Annotated in this window: 16 protein-coding genes; 9 read left to right on the forward strand and 7 right to left on the reverse strand. The window is 73.5% G+C overall.

Annotated elements, in window-relative coordinates; translation table 11 throughout:
* Nucleotides 1-137: 137 nt before the first annotated feature.
* Together Psi01_RS06735 and Psi01_RS06740 are read left to right on the forward strand one after the other, a co-directional pair.
* On the forward strand, nt 138-1,205 hold the full coding sequence (locus tag Psi01_RS06735; RefSeq protein ID WP_204063056.1) for a cytochrome P450: 1,068 nt from the start codon (nt 138-140) through the stop codon (nt 1,203-1,205).
* Nucleotides 1,202-1,429 (forward strand): ferredoxin, encoded by a 228-nt coding sequence (locus Psi01_RS06740; RefSeq protein ID WP_239127203.1) that lies wholly within the window; start codon nt 1,202-1,204, stop codon nt 1,427-1,429. Before Psi01_RS06735 ends, Psi01_RS06740 begins: the two co-directional genes overlap by 4 nt.
* A 146-nt stretch (nt 1,430-1,575) precedes the next feature.
* On the opposite strand, the gene Psi01_RS06745 is transcribed toward Psi01_RS06740, so the two are convergent.
* The 3 genes from Psi01_RS06745 to Psi01_RS06755 are packed head-to-tail and all read right to left on the reverse strand — an operon-like array spanning nt 1,576 to nt 4,705.
* Nucleotides 1,576-2,436: a sugar phosphate isomerase/epimerase family protein gene (locus Psi01_RS06745; RefSeq protein WP_204063057.1), complete on the reverse strand. Its 861-nt coding sequence runs from the start codon at nt 2,434-2,436 to the stop codon at nt 1,576-1,578.
* Nucleotides 2,433-3,566: a dihydrodipicolinate synthase family protein gene (locus Psi01_RS06750; RefSeq protein ID WP_204063058.1), complete on the reverse strand. Its 1,134-nt coding sequence runs from the start codon at nt 3,564-3,566 to the stop codon at nt 2,433-2,435. Before Psi01_RS06750 ends, Psi01_RS06745 begins: the two co-directional genes overlap by 4 nt.
* Nucleotides 3,563-4,705 (reverse strand): Gfo/Idh/MocA family protein, encoded by a 1,143-nt coding sequence (locus Psi01_RS06755; protein ID WP_204063059.1) that lies wholly within the window; start codon nt 4,703-4,705, stop codon nt 3,563-3,565. Before Psi01_RS06755 ends, Psi01_RS06750 begins: the two co-directional genes overlap by 4 nt.
* A 247-nt stretch (nt 4,706-4,952) precedes the next feature.
* On the opposite strand from Psi01_RS06755, the gene Psi01_RS06760 reads away from it, so the two are divergent.
* Nucleotides 4,953-5,987, forward strand: coding sequence for an ion channel (locus tag Psi01_RS06760; RefSeq protein WP_204063060.1), 1,035 nt, complete (start codon nt 4,953-4,955; stop codon nt 5,985-5,987).
* Nucleotides 5,988-6,151: 164 nt separating this feature from the next.
* A complete protein-coding gene (locus tag Psi01_RS06765) occupies nt 6,152-6,532 on the forward strand; it encodes a hypothetical protein (protein ID WP_204063061.1) in 381 nt (126 codons plus the stop codon).
* 42 nt (nt 6,533-6,574) lie between these two features.
* On the opposite strand, the gene Psi01_RS06770 is transcribed toward Psi01_RS06765, so the two are convergent.
* Nucleotides 6,575-7,795, reverse strand: a complete 1,221-nt coding sequence (locus Psi01_RS06770; RefSeq protein WP_204063062.1) for an ROK family transcriptional regulator — start codon at nt 7,793-7,795, stop codon at nt 6,575-6,577.
* A 74-nt stretch (nt 7,796-7,869) separates the two neighbouring features.
* On the opposite strand from Psi01_RS06770, the gene Psi01_RS06775 reads away from it, so the two are divergent.
* Both Psi01_RS06775 and Psi01_RS06780 read left to right on the forward strand, forming a co-directional pair.
* Complete coding sequence (locus tag Psi01_RS06775; RefSeq protein WP_204063063.1) at nt 7,870-8,559, forward strand: HAD-IA family hydrolase; 690 nt, start codon at nt 7,870-7,872, stop codon at nt 8,557-8,559.
* A 207-nt stretch (nt 8,560-8,766) separates the two neighbouring features.
* On the forward strand, nt 8,767-9,744 hold the full coding sequence (locus tag Psi01_RS06780) for a hypothetical protein (RefSeq protein ID WP_204063064.1): 978 nt from the start codon (nt 8,767-8,769) through the stop codon (nt 9,742-9,744).
* A gap of 14 nt (nt 9,745-9,758) precedes the next feature.
* Here the strand turns inward: Psi01_RS06780 and Psi01_RS06785 are convergent, their stop codons facing one another.
* Both Psi01_RS06785 and Psi01_RS06790 read right to left on the reverse strand, forming a co-directional pair.
* The gene (locus tag Psi01_RS06785) at nt 9,759-10,985 is read right to left on the reverse strand and encodes a ribonuclease D (RefSeq protein WP_204063065.1); all 1,227 of its coding nucleotides are present in this window, start codon (nt 10,983-10,985) and stop codon (nt 9,759-9,761) included.
* On the reverse strand, nt 10,982-11,578 hold the full coding sequence (locus Psi01_RS06790) for a DUF3000 domain-containing protein (protein ID WP_204063066.1): 597 nt from the start codon (nt 11,576-11,578) through the stop codon (nt 10,982-10,984). The genes Psi01_RS06785 and Psi01_RS06790 overlap by 4 nt, the downstream gene beginning before the upstream one ends.
* Before the next feature lie 710 nt (nt 11,579-12,288).
* On the opposite strand from Psi01_RS06790, the gene hemE reads away from it, so the two are divergent.
* On the forward strand, nt 12,289-13,326 hold the full coding sequence (hemE, locus tag Psi01_RS06795; protein ID WP_204063067.1) for a uroporphyrinogen decarboxylase: 1,038 nt from the start codon (nt 12,289-12,291) through the stop codon (nt 13,324-13,326).
* Nucleotides 13,327-13,449: 123 nt separating this feature from the next.
* On the opposite strand, the gene Psi01_RS06800 is transcribed toward hemE, so the two are convergent.
* Nucleotides 13,450-14,511: a DUF4349 domain-containing protein gene (locus tag Psi01_RS06800; protein ID WP_204063068.1), complete on the reverse strand. Its 1,062-nt coding sequence runs from the start codon at nt 14,509-14,511 to the stop codon at nt 13,450-13,452.
* A gap of 132 nt (nt 14,512-14,643) precedes the next feature.
* Here Psi01_RS06800 and hemG point away from each other — a divergent pair, with 132 nt between their 5' ends.
* Both hemG and hemQ read left to right on the forward strand, forming a co-directional pair.
* Entirely contained in the window at nt 14,644-16,101 is a 1,458-nt protein-coding gene (hemG, locus tag Psi01_RS06805; RefSeq protein ID WP_204063069.1) for a protoporphyrinogen oxidase, read from the forward strand.
* Entirely contained in the window at nt 16,098-16,805 is a 708-nt protein-coding gene (hemQ, locus tag Psi01_RS06810; RefSeq protein WP_373872468.1) for a hydrogen peroxide-dependent heme synthase, read from the forward strand. Before hemG ends, hemQ begins: the two co-directional genes overlap by 4 nt.
* Nucleotides 16,806-16,835 lie beyond the last annotated feature (30 nt).

A 16,835-nucleotide genomic window follows, 5' to 3' on the forward strand; every position in this document is an offset into this window, starting at 1 on the left:
ACTCCGCGTCCTCTCCGGGCCCCGGGTCCTCCGCGGACTCCGGGCTCTTCGAAGTCCCGATCAGGAGGACCTGCCCGTTCGACCCGCCTCCCGGCCTGGCCGGGCTGCGCGCCGCCGAACCGGTCACCCGGCGCGTGATGCCGCTCGACGGCACCGAGCTCTGGCTGGTCACCAGTCATGACCTGGTCCGGCGGATGCTCGCCGACCCCCGGTGGAGTTCCTCGGTGGACGGCGGCCTCAGCCCGGAGCAGCCCCTGCACATGGCGGAGCCCGAGCCCGGGATGTTCATCAGCATGGACGCCCCGGAGCACGCGCGCTACCGGCGCATGCTCACCGCCCACTTCACCGTCCAGCGGATGAACCGGCTCCGGCCCAGGATCGAGCAGATCGTCGCCGAGCGGCTGGACGCGATGGAGCGCCTGCCCCGCCCGGTGGACCTGGTCGCCGAGTTCGCGCTGCCGATACCTTCCCTGGTCATCTGCGAGCTGCTCGGCATGCCGTACGAGGACCGGGCCGAGTTCCAGGAGGCCGCCCGCACGGTCGTCGACATGACCACCCCGCCCGAGCAGGCGGACGCCGCCCTGGCGAGGCTCGGCGCCCACCTGGCGAAGCTGATCGCCGCCAAGCGGGAGGAGCCGGACGACGCGCTCATCGGGGAACTCATCCGTGAGGGAGTCCTCACCGATGGGGAACTGGTCCATATCTCGATATTGCTGCTGCTCGCCGGGCACGAGACGACCGCCAACATGCTCGGTCTCGGCACGCTGCTGCTGTTGCACCACCCCGACCAGCTCGCCCTGGTCCGGGAGGGGGCGCCGGGAGCGGCCGACGAGCTGCTGCGGTACCTGTCGATCGTCGACCTGGTGATATTCCGCGGGGCCAAGGAGGACCTCACGCTGGGAGGTCAGGAGATCGAGGCGGGGCAGTTCGGTCTGGCCTCGCTCGCGGCGGCCAACCGCGACCCCGCGCTCTGCGAGGACCCCGACCGGCTCGACGTCACCCGGCCCAAGACCGCGCACGTCGCGCTGGGCTTCGGCCCGCACCAGTGCCTCGGGCAGAACCTCGCCCGGCTGGAGCTGGAGATCGCCTTCCAGGCGCTGCTGCGGCGCTTCCCGGGGCTGCGGGCGGCCGTACCGCTGGAGGAGGTCAGGGTCAGGGAGAACGCGGCCATCCACGGCCTGCACAGCCTCCCGGTGACCTGGTGAGCACCGTGGAACCCGTCGACGTCGCCGGCGGCACCGCCGTCACAGTGAACCGGGAGAGCTGCTGCGGCGCCGGCCAGTGCGCGCTGGCCGCGCCCGCGGTCTTCACGCAGAGCGAGGAGGACGGGCTCGTGGTCCTGCTGGACCCGAACCCGCCCGCCGATCTGCGCGAGGCCGTACGCAGGGCGCAGTCGCACTGCCCGACCCGGAGCATCACCGTGCGCTGAGCCCGCCGGATCCGGAGCCCGCCGAATCCGGAGCCCGCCGAATCCGGAGTCCACCGGCCCCCGAGCACGCCGAACCCGGAGCCCTCCGGCCCTCGCGCCCCCGGCGGGTCCGCCGCACACCGTCGTACGGCGGCCCGCCCGGTGGTTCAGCGGGCGACGAGCTCGCCGAACCTCGCCTTCACCCGGGCCAGGACCTCGTCCGGGTCGGCGGCCCACACGTCGGCGTTGAAGATCTCCACCTCGATGTCCCCGGTGTAGCCCGCCGCGGTCACGGCCTCGGTCAGCGGCGCGAAGTCGATCACGCCGTCGCCCATCACGCCCCGGCCCAGCAGCACGTTGGCGGGCAGCGGGTGCAGGAAGTCGCACACCTGGTAGGAGGCGATCCGGTCCCCGGCCCGCGCGATCTGCTCGAAGACCTGCGGGTCCCACCACACGTGGAAGGCGTCGACGACCACGCCCACCTGCTCGGAGGGGTACGGCGCGGCCAGGTCGAGCGCCTGGCCGAGGGTGGACAGCACGGCCCGGTCGGCGCAGTACATCGGGTGCAGCGGCTCCAGGGCCAGCCGCACGCCGCGCTCGGCGGCGTAGGGGGCCAGGACGGCCAGCGCCTCGGCGACCCGCTCCCGGGCCCCGGCCAGGTCCCGGTCGGCCTCCCGGCCGGTGCCGCCCAGCGGCTCGTCCGGCACCACGCCGGGCAGCCCGCCGACCACCATGACCAGGCACGCCGCCTCCAGCGCGGCGGCCTCGTCGATCGCCCGGCGGTTGTCGTCGAGCGACTCGGGGCTCCCGGAGGTCAGGAAGCCGCCCCGGCAGAGCGACGACACCCGCAGCCCGGCGTCGCGCACCAGCTTCACGCTCTCCTCCAGGCCCTGCTGGGCGACGTCCTGGCGCCACAGGCCGATGGCCTCCACGCCGTGCCGCACGCACCCCTCGACCGCCTCGGCCACCGACCACCGCTTGGTGGTCCACTGGTTCAGCGAGAACCGCCGCGCGCTCACCTGACTCACAGACCGTTCACCGCCAGCAGCGACCGCATCCGGTGGACGGCCAGCTCGGGGTCCGCCAGCAGCCCCGCCTGGTCGGCCAGGCGGAAGACCTCGGACAGGTGGAGGATCGAGCGGGCCGACTGGGCGCCGTTGACCATGGCGAAGGCGTCCTGGTGGCCGTTGAGCCAGGCCAGGAAGACGACGCCGGTCTTGTAGTTGTACGTCGGCGTCTCGAAGATCTTCCGCGAGAGCGGGACCGTCGGGGCCATGATCTCGTCGTAGCGGACGGTGTCCCCGGCGTCGAGGGCGGCCAGGGCGGCCGCCGCGGCCGGGGCGATCGCGTCGAAGATGCCCAGCAGAGCGTGGCTGCCCGAGGCGATCAGCGACGGGTAGTTGAAGTCGTCGCCGGTGTAGAGCCTGACCCCCTCCGGCAGCGCCGCCCGCAGGCCGATCTCGTGCTCGGCGTCCAGCAGCGAGACCTTGACCCCGTCCACCGCCGGCGCGTGCTCACGGATCAGCGCCAGGAACGACTCGGTGGCCTCGGCCACGTCCCGCGAGCCCCAGTAGCCCGCCAGCTGCGGGTCGAACATCTCGCCCAGCCAGTGCAGGATCACCGGCCGGTCGGCCGCCGAGAGCAGCTTGCCGTAGACCTCGTGGTAGTCCTCGGGCCCCCGGGCGATCCGGGCGAGCTGGCGGCTGGCCATGATGACGGCCCCGGCGCCCGCCCGCCGTACGGTCTCGATCTGCTCGGTGTAGGCGGCCACGACCTCGTCGAGGGCCGCGGCGTCCGGCGCGTGGTCGGTGCCCGCGCCGCAGGCCACCAGCGCGGCCGGATCGCCGAAGCCGGCGGCCTCGGCCGCGCTGCGCCGGATCAGCTCGCTCGTCGCCGCCCAGTCCAGGCCCATGTTGCGCTGGGCGGTGTCCATGGCGTCGGCCACGCGCAGGCCGTGCGACCACAGGTGACGGCGGAAGCGCAGGGTCGCGTCCCAGTCGACGGCCGCGGGGGAGCCGGGGGTGTTGTCACCGAGCGGATCGGCCACCACGTGCGCGGCGGCGTAGACGATCCGGCTGCGCGGCGGGCCGGCGGGCCGCTCCCAGGTCACCGGTTCGCGCAGGGTGTACTCCCCGCCGGGGAGCGCGATGCGGGTCACGGCTCCACCACGAGGCGGCGGCCCTCGGCGGAGGAGCGCAGGCCCAGCTCGGCCAGGCGTACGCCGCGCGCGCCGGAGGCGAAGTCGTGCGGGAACGGGGCGTCCTCCAGCACGTGCCGGATGAACATCTCCCACTGGATCTTGAAGCCGTTGTCGAACTCGGCGTTGTCGGGCACCTCCTGCCAGTCGTCGCGGAAGCGCGCGGTGACCGGCAGGTCCGGGTTCCAGACGGGCTTGGGGGTGGTGGCGCGGTGCTGGATGCGGCAGTTGCGCAGGCCCGCCACGGCGCTGCCGTGGGTGCCGTCCACCTGGAACTCCACCAGCTCGTCCCGGTTCACCCGGACGCTCCAGGAGGAGTTGATCTGCGCGACGGCCCCGCCCTCCAGCTCGAAGATGCCGTAGGCGGCGTCGTCGGCGGTGGCCGTGTAGGTCTCGCCCTGCTCGTCGACCCGCTCGGGGATGTGGGTGACGGCCCGGGCGTAGACCGAGGTGACGCGGCCGAAGAGGTTCTCCAGCACGTAGGCCCAGTGCGGGAACATGTCCAGCACGATGCCGCCGCCGTCCTCGGTGCGGTAGTTCCACGACGGGCGCTGGGCGGCCTGCCAGTCGCCCTCGAAGACCCAGTAGCCGAACTCGCCGCGCACCGACAGGATCCGGCCGAAGAAGCCGCCGTCGATCAGGCGCTTGAGCTTGAGCAGGCCCGGAAGGAACAGCTTGTCCTGCACGACGCCGTTCTTGACGCCCTTCGCGGCGGCGGCGTCGGCCAGGGCCAGCGCGTCCTCGACGGTCTCGGCGGTGGGCTTCTCGGCGTAGATGTGCTTGCCCGCCTCGATCGCCTTCAGCACGGCCTTCACCCGGGCCTGGGTGACCTGGGCGTCGAAGTAGATCAGGTTGTCGTCGTCGGCCAGGGCCGCGTCGAGGTCGGTGGTCCAGTCGGCGATGCCGTGGTCGGCGGCGAGCTTCTCCAGCTTCGCGGCGCTCCGGCCCACGAGCACCGGCCGGAGCAGGACCCGCTCGCCGTCGGACAGGGCGACGCCGCCCTGCTCGTTGATGGCCAGGACCGACCGGACCAGGTGCTGGCGGTAGCCCATGCGGCCGGTGACGCCGTTCATCACGACGCCGATGCTTCGGGGGGACATTATGCGGAGCCTCCTTTGGAAAGCGCTTTCCGTACCTACCGTACGGCAGGCGCGACGACCAGGCAAGCTCCCGTCCGGCAGGTGGTTGTGGAACGGGCCACGCGGGCGGCGGGCGCCGTACCGTGTGCGCCCGGGAAGATGTCCGCGTGGCGGATCGTGTGGATCTGCGGGTGACGTCCGTATCGTGGTTGTTCATACGGTTCAACCTGGTGAAGGACCGGACGCCGCCGCACCGCAGGGGGGAAACGTGCCGATCTTCATCGCCCGCCTGCTGGCCCGGTTCAGGCTGCTGGGGACGTGGTGGTCGCCCGTCGCCGTGCTCGGCTTCGTCTATCTGACGAGCTGGCCGCTGATGGCGCTCGCCGAGCCCGCGGGCAGCGAGATCGTCGAGCCCGGCAACTACTGGTGGTACTTCATGGTCACCGCCGCGACCGTGGGTTACGGCGACCTCTATCCGGAGTCGGCGGCGGGCCACGTCGTCGGCGTGTACGTCATCGTCGGCGGCATCGCGGCGCTGACGACGCTCTTCACCAAGCTCGCATCGGTGCTGGAACGATCGAAGGGACGGCGGATGCAGGGTTCCGTCACGGCCGACGGCGCCGGCCACATCGTGCTGCTCGGGTACACCCCGGGCCGGACCGAGCGGATCGTGGACGAGCTGATCGCCGACGATCCGTGTGAGATCGTCCTGTGCGCCTGGGAGGAGGTCTCGGCCCATCCCATGCCGGATCGCGACGTCACGTTCGTGCGCGGCGACCTGACCTCGGAGGAGGTGCTGCGCCGGGCCGGGGTGCAGCGGGCGCACAGCGTGCTCGTCGACGCCCGCGACGACAACGAGGCGCTGGCCGTCGCGCTGACCGCCGACCACGTCGCCGAGGGCGCCCACCTGGTCGTCGCGCTGCGCGACCTGAGCCGGGCCCCGCACCTGCGCTACGTCGACGAGGCGGTGCGCTGCGTCCAGTGGCACACCCCTCACATGATCACCGAGGAGCTGAAGGATCCCGGGATCACCGAGGTCTACACCGACCTGATGACCCACGGCGGCGCGAACACCTACTCGGCGCGGCTGCCCGGGTCGCTGGGCCCGGTGCGGGTCGAGCGCTGCCAGATCGCGCTCGGCCGGATGTGCGGCGCCACCGTGCTGGCCGCCCGCGCCGGCGGCGAGCTGCTGGTGAACCCCGACTGGCAGTCCACGCTCCCGCCGGGGGCCGTGCTGTACTACGTCAGCTCACGCCGCCTCACCTCCGAGGAGATAGCCAAGGCCCTGGGCGAGGCGGGCTGACCGGGCGCCGGCCTCTGACCCGCGCCGACATCGGAGGACGCCCGCCGGGGACACACGGCTGAAAGCGCTCCGCAAGGGGTGTGGGCTATCTGTTGGGCGAGCGGGACCGGGGTCACGGGTCACTCCGGCCCGTCGCGGGCCCGCTCCCTCAAAAAGGAGGCCCCATGACGCATCCTGATCAGCCGGCAACCCGGGACCAGCGGTCGTTCTGGGAGAAACCGCCGATCTGGCTCCGCGCTCTCGGCATCCCGATCGCACTGCTGGCGACTCTGCAGATGAGCGACGAACGCGGTCCGCTCATGGGCGTCCTCGCGGGAGTCGTGTACGGCTCGCTGGCGATCGGCCTGCTCGCGTGGGACCGGTTCATGGTCTGGGGCCGTGAGCATCCCCTGCTCGACACTCTGAGCTTCGGGCCCGTCATGTTCCTCGTCCTGGCCACTCTCACCCCCCTGTCGCCGATGGTCTGCGCGGCGGCCGCGGCCGGGGCCACCGTCCTGTTCGTCGTCCTCAAGCACCTGCAGCGCCGGCGGGCGCCGCAGTCCTGAGCCGGCCACCCGCTCACGGGTTCCGTTCCCGGGCGCGTGCTCTCAGGCGGTCTCCGGCGCGGGTCGTGCGTCCGCGGGCCGTACGTCCGCTCTCCAGGAGTCGAGCCCGGCCTCCGACAGCACGGTGTCGAAGGCGAGCTCGGCCGCCCCGCGGAGGCTGCCGTCCCGGGGGAAGGCGGCGCGGATCAACGGTGGCGGGTCGTGGCGGCGGAAGCGCATGAGCCCCGACAGGTAGGCGGCGCGGACGGAGTCCCCCGCCTGGTCCAGGAGCGCGGCGGCCACCCCGGAGAGCGTCACGATCCGCGGGTCCAGCGCGTTGACCAGGCCGCCGATGCCGCGCCCGAGGTTGCGCGCCACCCGGTCGACCGCCGCCAGGGCCGCGGGGTCGCCCTCGCCGGCCCGCCGCAGGACGGCGTCGGCGGCGCTGCGCGGGGCGGCCGGGGGCGGGGCGCCGAGGATGCGCGCCAGTGCCCGGCCGTCGACTTCGAGGTCCCAGCACCCGTGCGCGCCGCACGGGCAGGGGCGGTCCGGGTCGCCGAAGGGCAGGTGCCCGAACTCGCCGCCCGCGCCGGTGCTGCCGGTGGTGGCGCGCCCGTGTTCGAGCACCACGCCGCCGACCCCCACCTCCACGGCCACGTGGAGGGCCACGTCGGCCCCGGTCGCGGCGCCCCGGCGGGCCTCGGCGACCCCGGCCATCGTGGCGTCGTTGCCGATCACGACGGGGACCGGGGCGATCCGCAGCCGCTCGGCGACCTCGACGTCCCGCCAGCCGATGGTGGCCGACTCCACCAGGCGGCCCCCGCTGACCGTGCCCGGCATGGAGACCCCGACCGCCCGAAGGCGGGGCCCGAAGGCGGTCCGGGCCTCGCGGAGGGCCTGCGAGATGCGCGCCAGGACGTCCTCGGCGGGCTGCCCGCCGTACCGTTCGCGCCGCAGGGGTTCGAGCCCGCCGCCCAGGTGGGCCACCGCGAGCCGCCAGGACTCGTAGGAGACGTCCACCGCCGCCACCACCGGTCCCCGCTCGTGGCGGCGCACCGTGCGGGTGGGCCGCCCGCGGGCCCCGGTGGGTTCGGCGGCGGTCTCCTCGACCAGGTCGAGCGCGCGCAGCCGCGCCAGGATCTCCGCCGCCGAGCCCCGGCTCAGGCCGAGGTCGCGGGCGAGCTCGGCGCGGGTCGTCTGCGGGTGGAGGTGGACGTGCCGCAGCACGTCGAGCATCCCCCGCACCTGGAGGGCGCGTGCCCGCCCGACTTCACCGGCTCTCATGAAAGGGGATTGTGTCAACTTTCCCGCCGCGATTATGCTCGTGAGGCGATCATAATAGAGGAGAGGCGGCAGGCATGCTGGAGACCGGAGATCCGCGAGGCGAGGGGACGATGAGCGTGCCGATCCGAAGTGAGGAAGCGCCCGGCGTGCTGGAGGGCGTGCGCGCCGTCCTGCTCGACATGGACGGCACCCTGGTCGACTCCGACAGCGCGGTCGAGCGCTGCTGGCGGACCTGGGCCGTGCGGTACGGCCTGCCGGAGGAGGAGGTGGTCGCCGGCGTCCACGGATATCCCGCCCCCACCTCGATCCGCCGCCTGGCTCCGTGGCTCTCCGAGGAGGAGGTCGCCGACGCCGCGCAGCTCCTGCTCGACCTGGAGTGCACCGACCTCGACGGTGTCGTGGCCGCGCAGGGCGCCGGGGAGCTCCTCGCCGTCCTGGCCGAGCGCGCCATCCCGTGGGCGGTCGTCACCGGCTCCGGCGCCAGGCTGGCCAAGGCCCGGCTCGCCGCCGCCGGCGTCACCGCGCCGTTCGTCGTCTCCCTGGACGATGTCGCGGTCGGCAAGCCCGACCCGGAGGGCTATCTCATGGCGGCGGCCGAACTCGGCGTCGACCCCGCCGCGTGCCTGGCCGTCGAGGACTCCGCTCCGGGGATCGCCGCGGGCCGGGCGGCGGGCATGCCGGTCGCCGCCCTGCGCGGCCTGGACGGCGAGCTGTCGATCACCCACTTGGGAGAGCTCGCCGCCCACCTGCGCCGCGTCGGATAAAAGATCGGGGGAGGGCAGGGCCGGTTCGGCGGACACGGGCCCGGCGAGGAACCGCGGGCTCCGCCGCCTGGCGCCGGCGGGCACGGCCGATTACTCCGGGGGCCCCGGATGAGGAGATCATTCGGTGGGAAGCGCACGCTCCTCGTCGGGCTCCCGTGCGGAGTCCTCACCCGACGACCTCAAGGCCCCGAGTGATTGGGATGGCGCATGTCCGACCGCTCCGCGCGTTTCTGGTGGATCGCCGCGATCCTGCTGGCCGCGCTGCCGTACACGCTGATCGGCTCGGGCGTCCCCCACTTCGGGATCTGCTCTCTCCGGGGGGCGGAGGTGCCGGGCATGGGCTCGGTGGGGGCGGCGGCGATTCCGTTCCTGGCGTTCCTCGCGTCGGCCGCGCTGCTCCCGCCGCTCCTGGCCGGACTGGCGCTCGCCGCGCGGCGGGCCGGGCCGCGCGGGCACAGGATCGTGATCAGGACCGGAGCCGGTGCGGCCTTCGCGGCGGCGGTCGCCTACGGCTTCTCCCCGGCGCTGACGTTCCCGTACTGCCCGGCGGAGCCGCTGGACGCCTGGGCCGTGATGCCGCTCTACGGGGCGATCGGGGGATGCGTGCTGCTCGCGGGCCTGGTAGGTGGACCGGACGCCTGGGACGGTGTTCCGGGTGAACCGGCGGGGGCGAGGCTCCGGCGGCACGCGCTGCCGGCGGCGGCGGTGGCCGTCACCGCGCTGCCGTCCGCGGTCAACCTCGCCACGGACCGGGCCACCTGGATCGGCGAGCCGTCGTCCTGGCTGTACGCCGCCCTCCTCGACTGGACCGGGGCGGTACCGTGGGCCGTCGCCGACCGGCTGGTCGGGCTCGGCCTGATGGTCGTGGTGGTGGCGCTCGCCGTGACGGGGGGCCGCCGGATCCGGCGCGTCGCCGTCTCGGTGCTGGCCGTCGTCGCCGTGATCGGCGTTCTCCTCACCGAGCCGCTCCTGAGTCCCGTGACCCCGAGCCCCGAGCCGTCGCACTCACCGGAGGAGATCGCACGCGTTCAGGAGGACTTCTACATGGGATTCCTGGAGGGCGGCATCCGGCTGATGCCGCCCGAGGGCGTCTCCCCGGGATGGTTCAGCCTGGCCTACGGCGTCGCCGCGATCCTGGTGCTCCTGCACGCCCGCCGGGTCCGGGGCCGGGAGGCGGCCCGCTGACCCGGCGGGTCCCGTCAGATCTCGCCCTTGGTCTCCAGGCGGGTCAGGGCCCTGGCCACCGGGTGGGCGGTCAGGGCGATCTGCCACTCGCGGGCGCCCAGCTCGCGCAGCCGGGCCGCGACGGTCCCGTCGTCGATGACCGGGGGCGGCTCCCAGGTCAGGCGGCGTACGGCGTCCGGCTGCAGGAGGTTCTCGGTCGGCATGTGGTGCTCGTCGGCGAGGGCGGCCACCACGGTCCTGGCCGCCGCGAGCCGCCGGGCGGCCACCGGATCGCGGTCCATCCAGCGGTTGGCGGGGGGCGGGCCCTCGCCCGGGGCGCCGGGCTGGGGGAGCCGGGACTCCGGCAGCGTGCGGGCGGTGTTGACCGCGGCCAGCCAGTCGCGCAGGTGGCGGCGGGCGCTGCGCCCGGTGAACGGGGCGATCTCGGTCAGGGCCTTGGTGGTGCGGGGCAGCTCCAGGGCGGCGGCGACGATCGCGGAGTCGGGCAGCATCCGGCCCGGTGCCAGGTCGGCCTCGCGGGCGAGGCTGTCGCGGAGCGTCCACAGCTCCCGGACCACGGCCAGCCCGCGCGCCGAGCGGACCTTGTGGATGCCGGAGGTGCGCCGCCAGGGGTCGGAACGCGGGGGCGGCGTCCGGTGCGCCAGCACCCAGGCGAACTCCTCGTGCGCCCACGGCAGCTTCCCGCTGGCCTCCAGCTCCTCGTGGAGCCTGTCGCGCAGCTCGACCAGGACCTCGACGTCGAGCGCGGCGTAGCGCAGCCAGTCCTCGGGCAGCGGCCGGGTGGACCAGTCGGCGGCCGAGTGGCCCTTCTCCAGCCGGAACCCGAGAACGTTCTCGACCATCATGCCGAGCCCCACCCGCTCGTAGCCGAGCAGCCGGCCGGCCAGCTCGGTGTCGAACAACCGCCGGGGGCGGAAGCCCAGCTCCGCCAGGCAGGGCAGGTCCTGGGAGGCGGCGTGCAGCACGACCTCGGCGTCGGCCAGCGCGGCGTCCAGCTCCGACAGGTCGGGGCAGCCGATCGGGTCGATCAGCGCGCTGCCCGCGCCGGCGCGCCGCAGCTGCACGAGGTAGGCCCGGCCGCTGTAGCGGTAACCGGAGGCCCGCTCGGCGTCCACGGCGACGGGGCCGGTGCCCGCCGAGAAGGCCCGCACGACCTCTGCCAGGCCGGCCGGGTCACCGATGACGGGCGGGATGCCCTCCCTGGGTTCCAGCAGTGGAACGATGGTCGTCTCGTCGGTCACGTTCTGAAGGGCTCCGGATCTTCGCGACGGCGCGGCGGCAGGGTCGCCACGCCGGGTGGCAGGGGCGGGATTCCCGCGGCGAGGCACATCAGGTCGCACCAGGCGGAGACGTGCCCGGACAGGTCCTCGTCCAGGGGCGACCAGGAGGCGCGCAGCTCCAGCTCCGTGGTCACCGGGTCCTCGGCCTTGTTGCCGAAGCCCTCGGAGACCGCCCTGGTGACGGTGCCGCCCGCGGCGGCGTAACCGGCGTCGTGGGCCTCGAGCGCCTCGGTGAGCCAGCTCCAGGCGACCGGTCCGAGCAGCGGGTCCTCGGTGATCTCGGGTTCCATGTCCGCCCGGACGTAGGCGACCAGGCGGAACTGGCCGTCCCAGCCGCGCTGGCCGTCCGGGTCGAACAGGACGATGAGGCGGCCGACCGCGAGCTCGTCGTCGTCGCGGTAGACCGAGGCGCCGATGGCGGCCGAGTAGGGGGCCAGGCGCTGCGGCGCGGGGATGTCCTCCAGCTCGATCTCCGGCCTGACCTCCGCCGGACGCAGGCTGGCCACCGCACGCCGGAAGACGGCGGGGGCAGGCGGCGCGTCACCGAGGGTCATATCGGAAGGGTAGGTCGAAATCGAGTGCATGGGGACCACTGGGGTGTGCGAAGGAGCCATCGGAGCCGATCAAACCGACGCCATCGACCGGAAGGCCGCGTCCTCGCCGCCCGGGAACCCGAGGAGCAGCGCGTGACCGCACTCGGCGCAGGCCCACTCGGGGCACTCCCCGGCCTCGTGTCCGTCCAGGCAGGGAGGCTGCTCGAAAACCCGATCAGCGGCGCAGGAGACACAGTGCTCACCGCGGTGTTCGGGTGAATTCCACATCGTGGTCATCGCACGGCCTTTCGTCGGGTCGTGGTCCGACGTTGGCACGTCGCGCCGACAATTCCGCGCAACGTGCTCGGCGTGTCCCGAAAGTGGTGCCGGAATCGATGCCGCGCGGTGATTTGGCGAACATTTGGACCAGCCGGGGGCCGGCCCGGGCCCGCGGATGGGAGAAACTGTACCCGGAAACATGATCGCTTCGTGTCCGATCCGCCAGGGTTCGGGTGGAGAGACGGCTCGGATCGGGACGGGCAGAGGTGACCTAAGCCCCCAAACCGGAGGAACCATAACGACAGTCTGCTTTGACGCGGTCTATGCCTTCTCCTTGCTGGTGTCACCTCATAACCGGTGATTTCCGTACAGCTCGCGCGGACTGAGGACGCGGGATGCGCACTCGCGCCCGTGATGCACGGACCGGTACCCCGGCATGGCACCCTGGGAGGGTGAATCCCGAGCTTGCCGACTCCCCGTTCCTGCGCGCCTGCCGCCGCCAGCCCGTCTCCCGCACGCCGGTGTGGTTCATGCGACAGGCCGGCCGCTCCCTGCCCGAATACCGGGCCGTGCGCGGCGGGGTGCCGATGCTCACCGCCTGCGCCACCCCGGACCTGATCGTGGAGATCACGATGCAGCCGGTCCGCCGCTACGGAGTGGACGCGGCCATCTTCTTCAGCGACATCGTGGTGCCGCTCAAGGCGATCGGGATCGACCTCGACATCAAGCCCGGCGTCGGCCCGGTGGTGGCCTCCCCGATCAGGGACACCGCCGCGGTCGAGACGCTGCGCCCGATCGAGCCCGACGACGTCTCCTACGTCACCGAGGCGATCGGGGCCCTCACCGGGGAGCTGGGAGCGACGCCGCTCATCGGCTTCGCGGGGGCGCCGTTCACGCTCGCCTCCTATCTCATCGAGGGCGGCCCGTCCAAGAACCACGACCACACCAAGGCCATGATGTACGGCGAGCCGCAGCTGTGGCACGCCCTGATGGACCGGCTGACCGAGATCACCCTCGGCTTCCTGCGCATCCAGGTCGCGGCCGGCGCCTCGGCGGTCCAGCTCTTCGACTCCTGGGTCGGCGCCGTCGCGCCCGACGACTACCGCGAGTTCGTCATGCCCTACACCAGCCGGATCTTCGCCGGCCTGGCCGACCTCGACGTCCCGCGCATCCACTTCGGCGTCGGCACCGGCGAGCTGCTCGGCCTGCTCGGTGAGGCGGGCGCCGACGTGGTCGGCGTCGACTGGCGCGTCCCCCTCGACGAGGCCGCCCGCCGGATCGGTCCCGGCAAGGCGCTGCAGGGCAACCTCGACCCGGCGATCCTGCTCGCCCCCTGGGAGGCCGTCGAGCGCCGCGCGGCCGACATCCTGACCAGGGGCGCCAAGGCGGAGGGTCACATCTTCAACCTCGGCCACGGGGTGCTGCCCGGGACCGACCCCGACCAGCTCGCCCGCCTCACCGACTTCGTCCACGACTCCTCCGCCCGCTGACATCGGCCCGGACCTCTGATCCTCTCCGCGGCCGGCCTTCTCGGTAGCTGATCTCCTCTGTGGCTCCGGGCCCCGTGCCCGCGCCCGGCGGCGCGGCCCCTCGGCGCACGGGGACCCGGGGGCCTACGAGGGGACCCGGGGGCCCGCCGCGCTCGGCTGCGCGGGCTCGCCGGTCCCGGCCTGACCCGGTGCGTCCGGGTCCTGACCCCCGGGCGGGGGCGGGCCCGGATGCGGCAGCGGGCCGCGGGCCGGGCCGGGCGGCACCTGGCGGTTGCGCCCGCGGCGGCGCAGCACCCAGTACAGCGCCAGCCAGACCGGCACGATCACCAGCAGCCAGGGCAGCAGCGCGCCCAGGACCGTCAGGGCGACCTTGAGCGCGGTGACGAAGGCCTTCCACCCCGCCGCCAGGCCGCCGAGGAAGCCGCCGGGCTCCTCCTCCGGCGGCGCGGGCACCTCGGCCGCCGGCCCGATCAGGTTCAGCGTCAGCGTCGCCATGCTGGTCAGCGAGGCCAGCTTCTTCTGCCGGGCCTGCAGGGACTCCAGCTCCGCCTCGCGGTTGGCGATCTCCCGCTCGACCTCGAGCACCTGGCCGATCGTCTTGGCCTGCTTCAGCAGCGTGCGCAGCGAGTCCAGCGCCGACTGCGCCGACTTCAGCCGGCTCTCGACGTCGGCGACCTCCTCGGTGACGTCCTCGGTGCTCTGCTGGATCGACTCCTGCTTGCCCAGCTCCTTGCCGAGCCGTCCCACGACACCGGAGTAGCCCGTGGGCGGGACCTTGAAGACCAGCGTGGAGGAGGCGCTGCCGCCCTCGTAGGCGTCCGACTTCTCCTGGGCGAGATAGCCGCCCGCCGAGACCACGATCTGCTTGGCCTTGTCGGCGGAGGACACGACGTCCGTGACGCGGACGGTCATGTTGGCGGTGTAGACGATGGCCCGGTCGGTCGGGACCGCCTCGACCCGCTCGACCTGCCCGGTGGACTCCTCCCGCTTCGGGGCCGAGGTCGCCTGCGGCGCGGCGTTCTCGGCGCCGCCCGCGTCGCCTCCCTGTGAGTCGAACTCTCCCGCGGCCGGCGCCGCGGGTGCGTCCGAGCTGTTCTGGGTGTCCGCGCTCCCGCAGGCGGACACCAGCACCGCCAGCCCCGCGATGGCGATCGCCAGCCGCGGGCCGTACCGAAATCTGCTCATGCCCAGAAGACGGACTTTCGGCGGGTGCGGTTTGACGCGGCCCGTCACGATGCCGTCACGTTCTGCGCGCCGTGAGGTCACGGCGGCGGCCGGGAACACGGGCGCCCACGGGGGGAGGTACGGTCTGGAGTCATGGAAGGCAAGCGCAGCCATGTCGTGGTCGTCGGCGGCGGGATCGCCGGACTGGCCGCCGCCTGGTACCTGCGGCAGGGCGACGAGAGCGTCCGGGTGACCGTCCTGGACGGCGCAGGCCGGGTCGGCGGCAAGCTCCACGCCGGTGAGGTCGCCGGCATCCCCGTCGACGCGGGGGCCGAGGCGATGCTCGTACGGCGGCCCGAGGGCAAGGACCTGGCCAGGGCGGTGGGGCTCGGAGAGGAGCTGCGCCATCCCGGCACCTCCCAGGCGAGCATCCTGACCAGGGGCACCCTGCGGCCCATGCCCAAGGGACAGGTCATGGGCGTGCCGTCCGACCTGACCGCGCTGGCCTCCTCGGGCATCCTCAGCCCCGGCGGCCTGTCGCGCGTGCCGCTGGACCAGATCCTGCCGGCCACGCTCATCACCACCGACGTCTCGGTGGCGGCCTACGTGCGCGCCCGGATGGGCGGCGAGGTGGTGGACCGGCTGATCGAGCCGATGCTGGGCGGCGTCTACGCCGGCCGGGCCGAGGCGCTCTCCCTGGACGCGACCATGCCGCGGATCGCCGCCGCGGCCCGTGCCGAACGCTCCCTGCTCTCCGCCGCCCGGAAGATCGCCGCGGAGGCGCCCAAGGACGCCGGGCCCGTCTTCGCCACCCTGCGGCGCGGCATGGGGAGCCTGCCCGAGGCCGTGGCCGCCGCCTCCGGCGCGGAGATCAGGACCGGGGTGATGGTCCGCGAGATGCGCCGCACCGAGCACGGATGGCGGCTGGTCGCCGGGCCGGTGCCCGAGCCGGAGGTCATCGAGGCGGACGCGGTGATCGTCGCCGTGCCCGCCCCCGCGGCCGGCCGGCTGCTGGCCGAGGAGGTGCCCGCGGCGGCGGCCGAGCTGAACCGGATCGAGTACGCCAGCATGGCGGTCGTGACGCTCGCCTACCCGCGCGCGGCCTTCCCCTCGCTTCCGGCCGGCAGCGGCTACCTGGTCCCGCCCGTCGACGGGCGCGCGATCAAAGCCGCCACCTTCAGCTCGCTCAAGTGGCCGCACCTGGCCGAGGCCGATCCCGACCTGGTCGTGCTGCGCTGCTCGATCGGCCGGATCGGCGAGGAGGCGCTGCTCCAGCGCGACGACGCCGAGCTGGTCGCCCTGGCCATGGCCGAGATGGCCGAGGTGGTCGGCGTGCGCGGGCTGCCCCGCGACTCCCGGGTGACCCGCTGGGGAGGCTCCCTGCCCCAGTACAACGTGGGCCACCTCGACCGGATCGCCCGCGTCCGCGCCGCGGTGGCCGCCCAGCCGGGCCTGGCCGTGTGCGGCGCCGCCTACGACGGCCTGGGCGTCCCCGCCTGCATCGCCACCGCCCGTACGGCGGCGGCCCGGATCCTGGACCACCTGGATCCCACGAGACAATGGCACAGGAAAACCGATTCCGATTCAGCTGACTCGCTGGCGAAAGGGTGAGAACGACGGACGCGAACCCGCGGCCCAAGGCGCGTGACCTGAACCAGGTCATCCGCTACACGATGTGGTCGGTCTTCAAGCTGCGTGACAACTGCCCGGGCAACCGGGAGGGGCTGGCCGACGAGGTCGAGGACCTCCTGGCCCAGCTGGCCGAGAAGGACGTCGTCACCCGCGGCCTGTACGACGTGGCCGGCTTCCGCGCCGACGCCGACTTCATGTTCTGGTGGCACGCGCCGACGGCGGAGGACCTCCAGGAGGCCTACTCCCGCTTCCGCCGCACCGGCCTGGGCCGGCTGACCGAGCCGGTCTGGTCGGCGATGGCGCTGCACCGCCCGGCGGAGTTCAACAAGTCGCACATCCCGGCATTCCTGGCCGAGGAGGAGCCCCGCGGCTACGTGAGCGTCTATCCGTTCGTCCGCTCCCTGGAGTGGTACCTCCTGGACGACGCCGACCGCCGCCGGATGCTCGCCGAGCACGGCATGATGGCCCGCGACTACCCCGACGTGCGGGCCAACACGGTCGCCTGCTTCGCCCTGAACGACTACGAGTGGATGCTCGCCTTCGAGGCCGACGAGCTGCACCGCATCGTCGACCTCATGCGCACGCTGCGCGGGGCCGAGGCCCGGCGACACACCCGGGAGGAGATTCCCTTCTACACCGGCATCCGCAAGCCCGTACGGGAGCTCATCGCCGTTCTGCCGTAGCGACCTGCGCGAAAACCCCCGGCGCCGCGT

Origin of the sequence: Paraplanobispora siamensis (assembly GCF_016863175.1) — a bacterium.
Classification (GTDB): domain Bacteria; phylum Actinomycetota; class Actinomycetes; order Streptosporangiales; family Streptosporangiaceae; genus Planobispora; species Planobispora siamensis.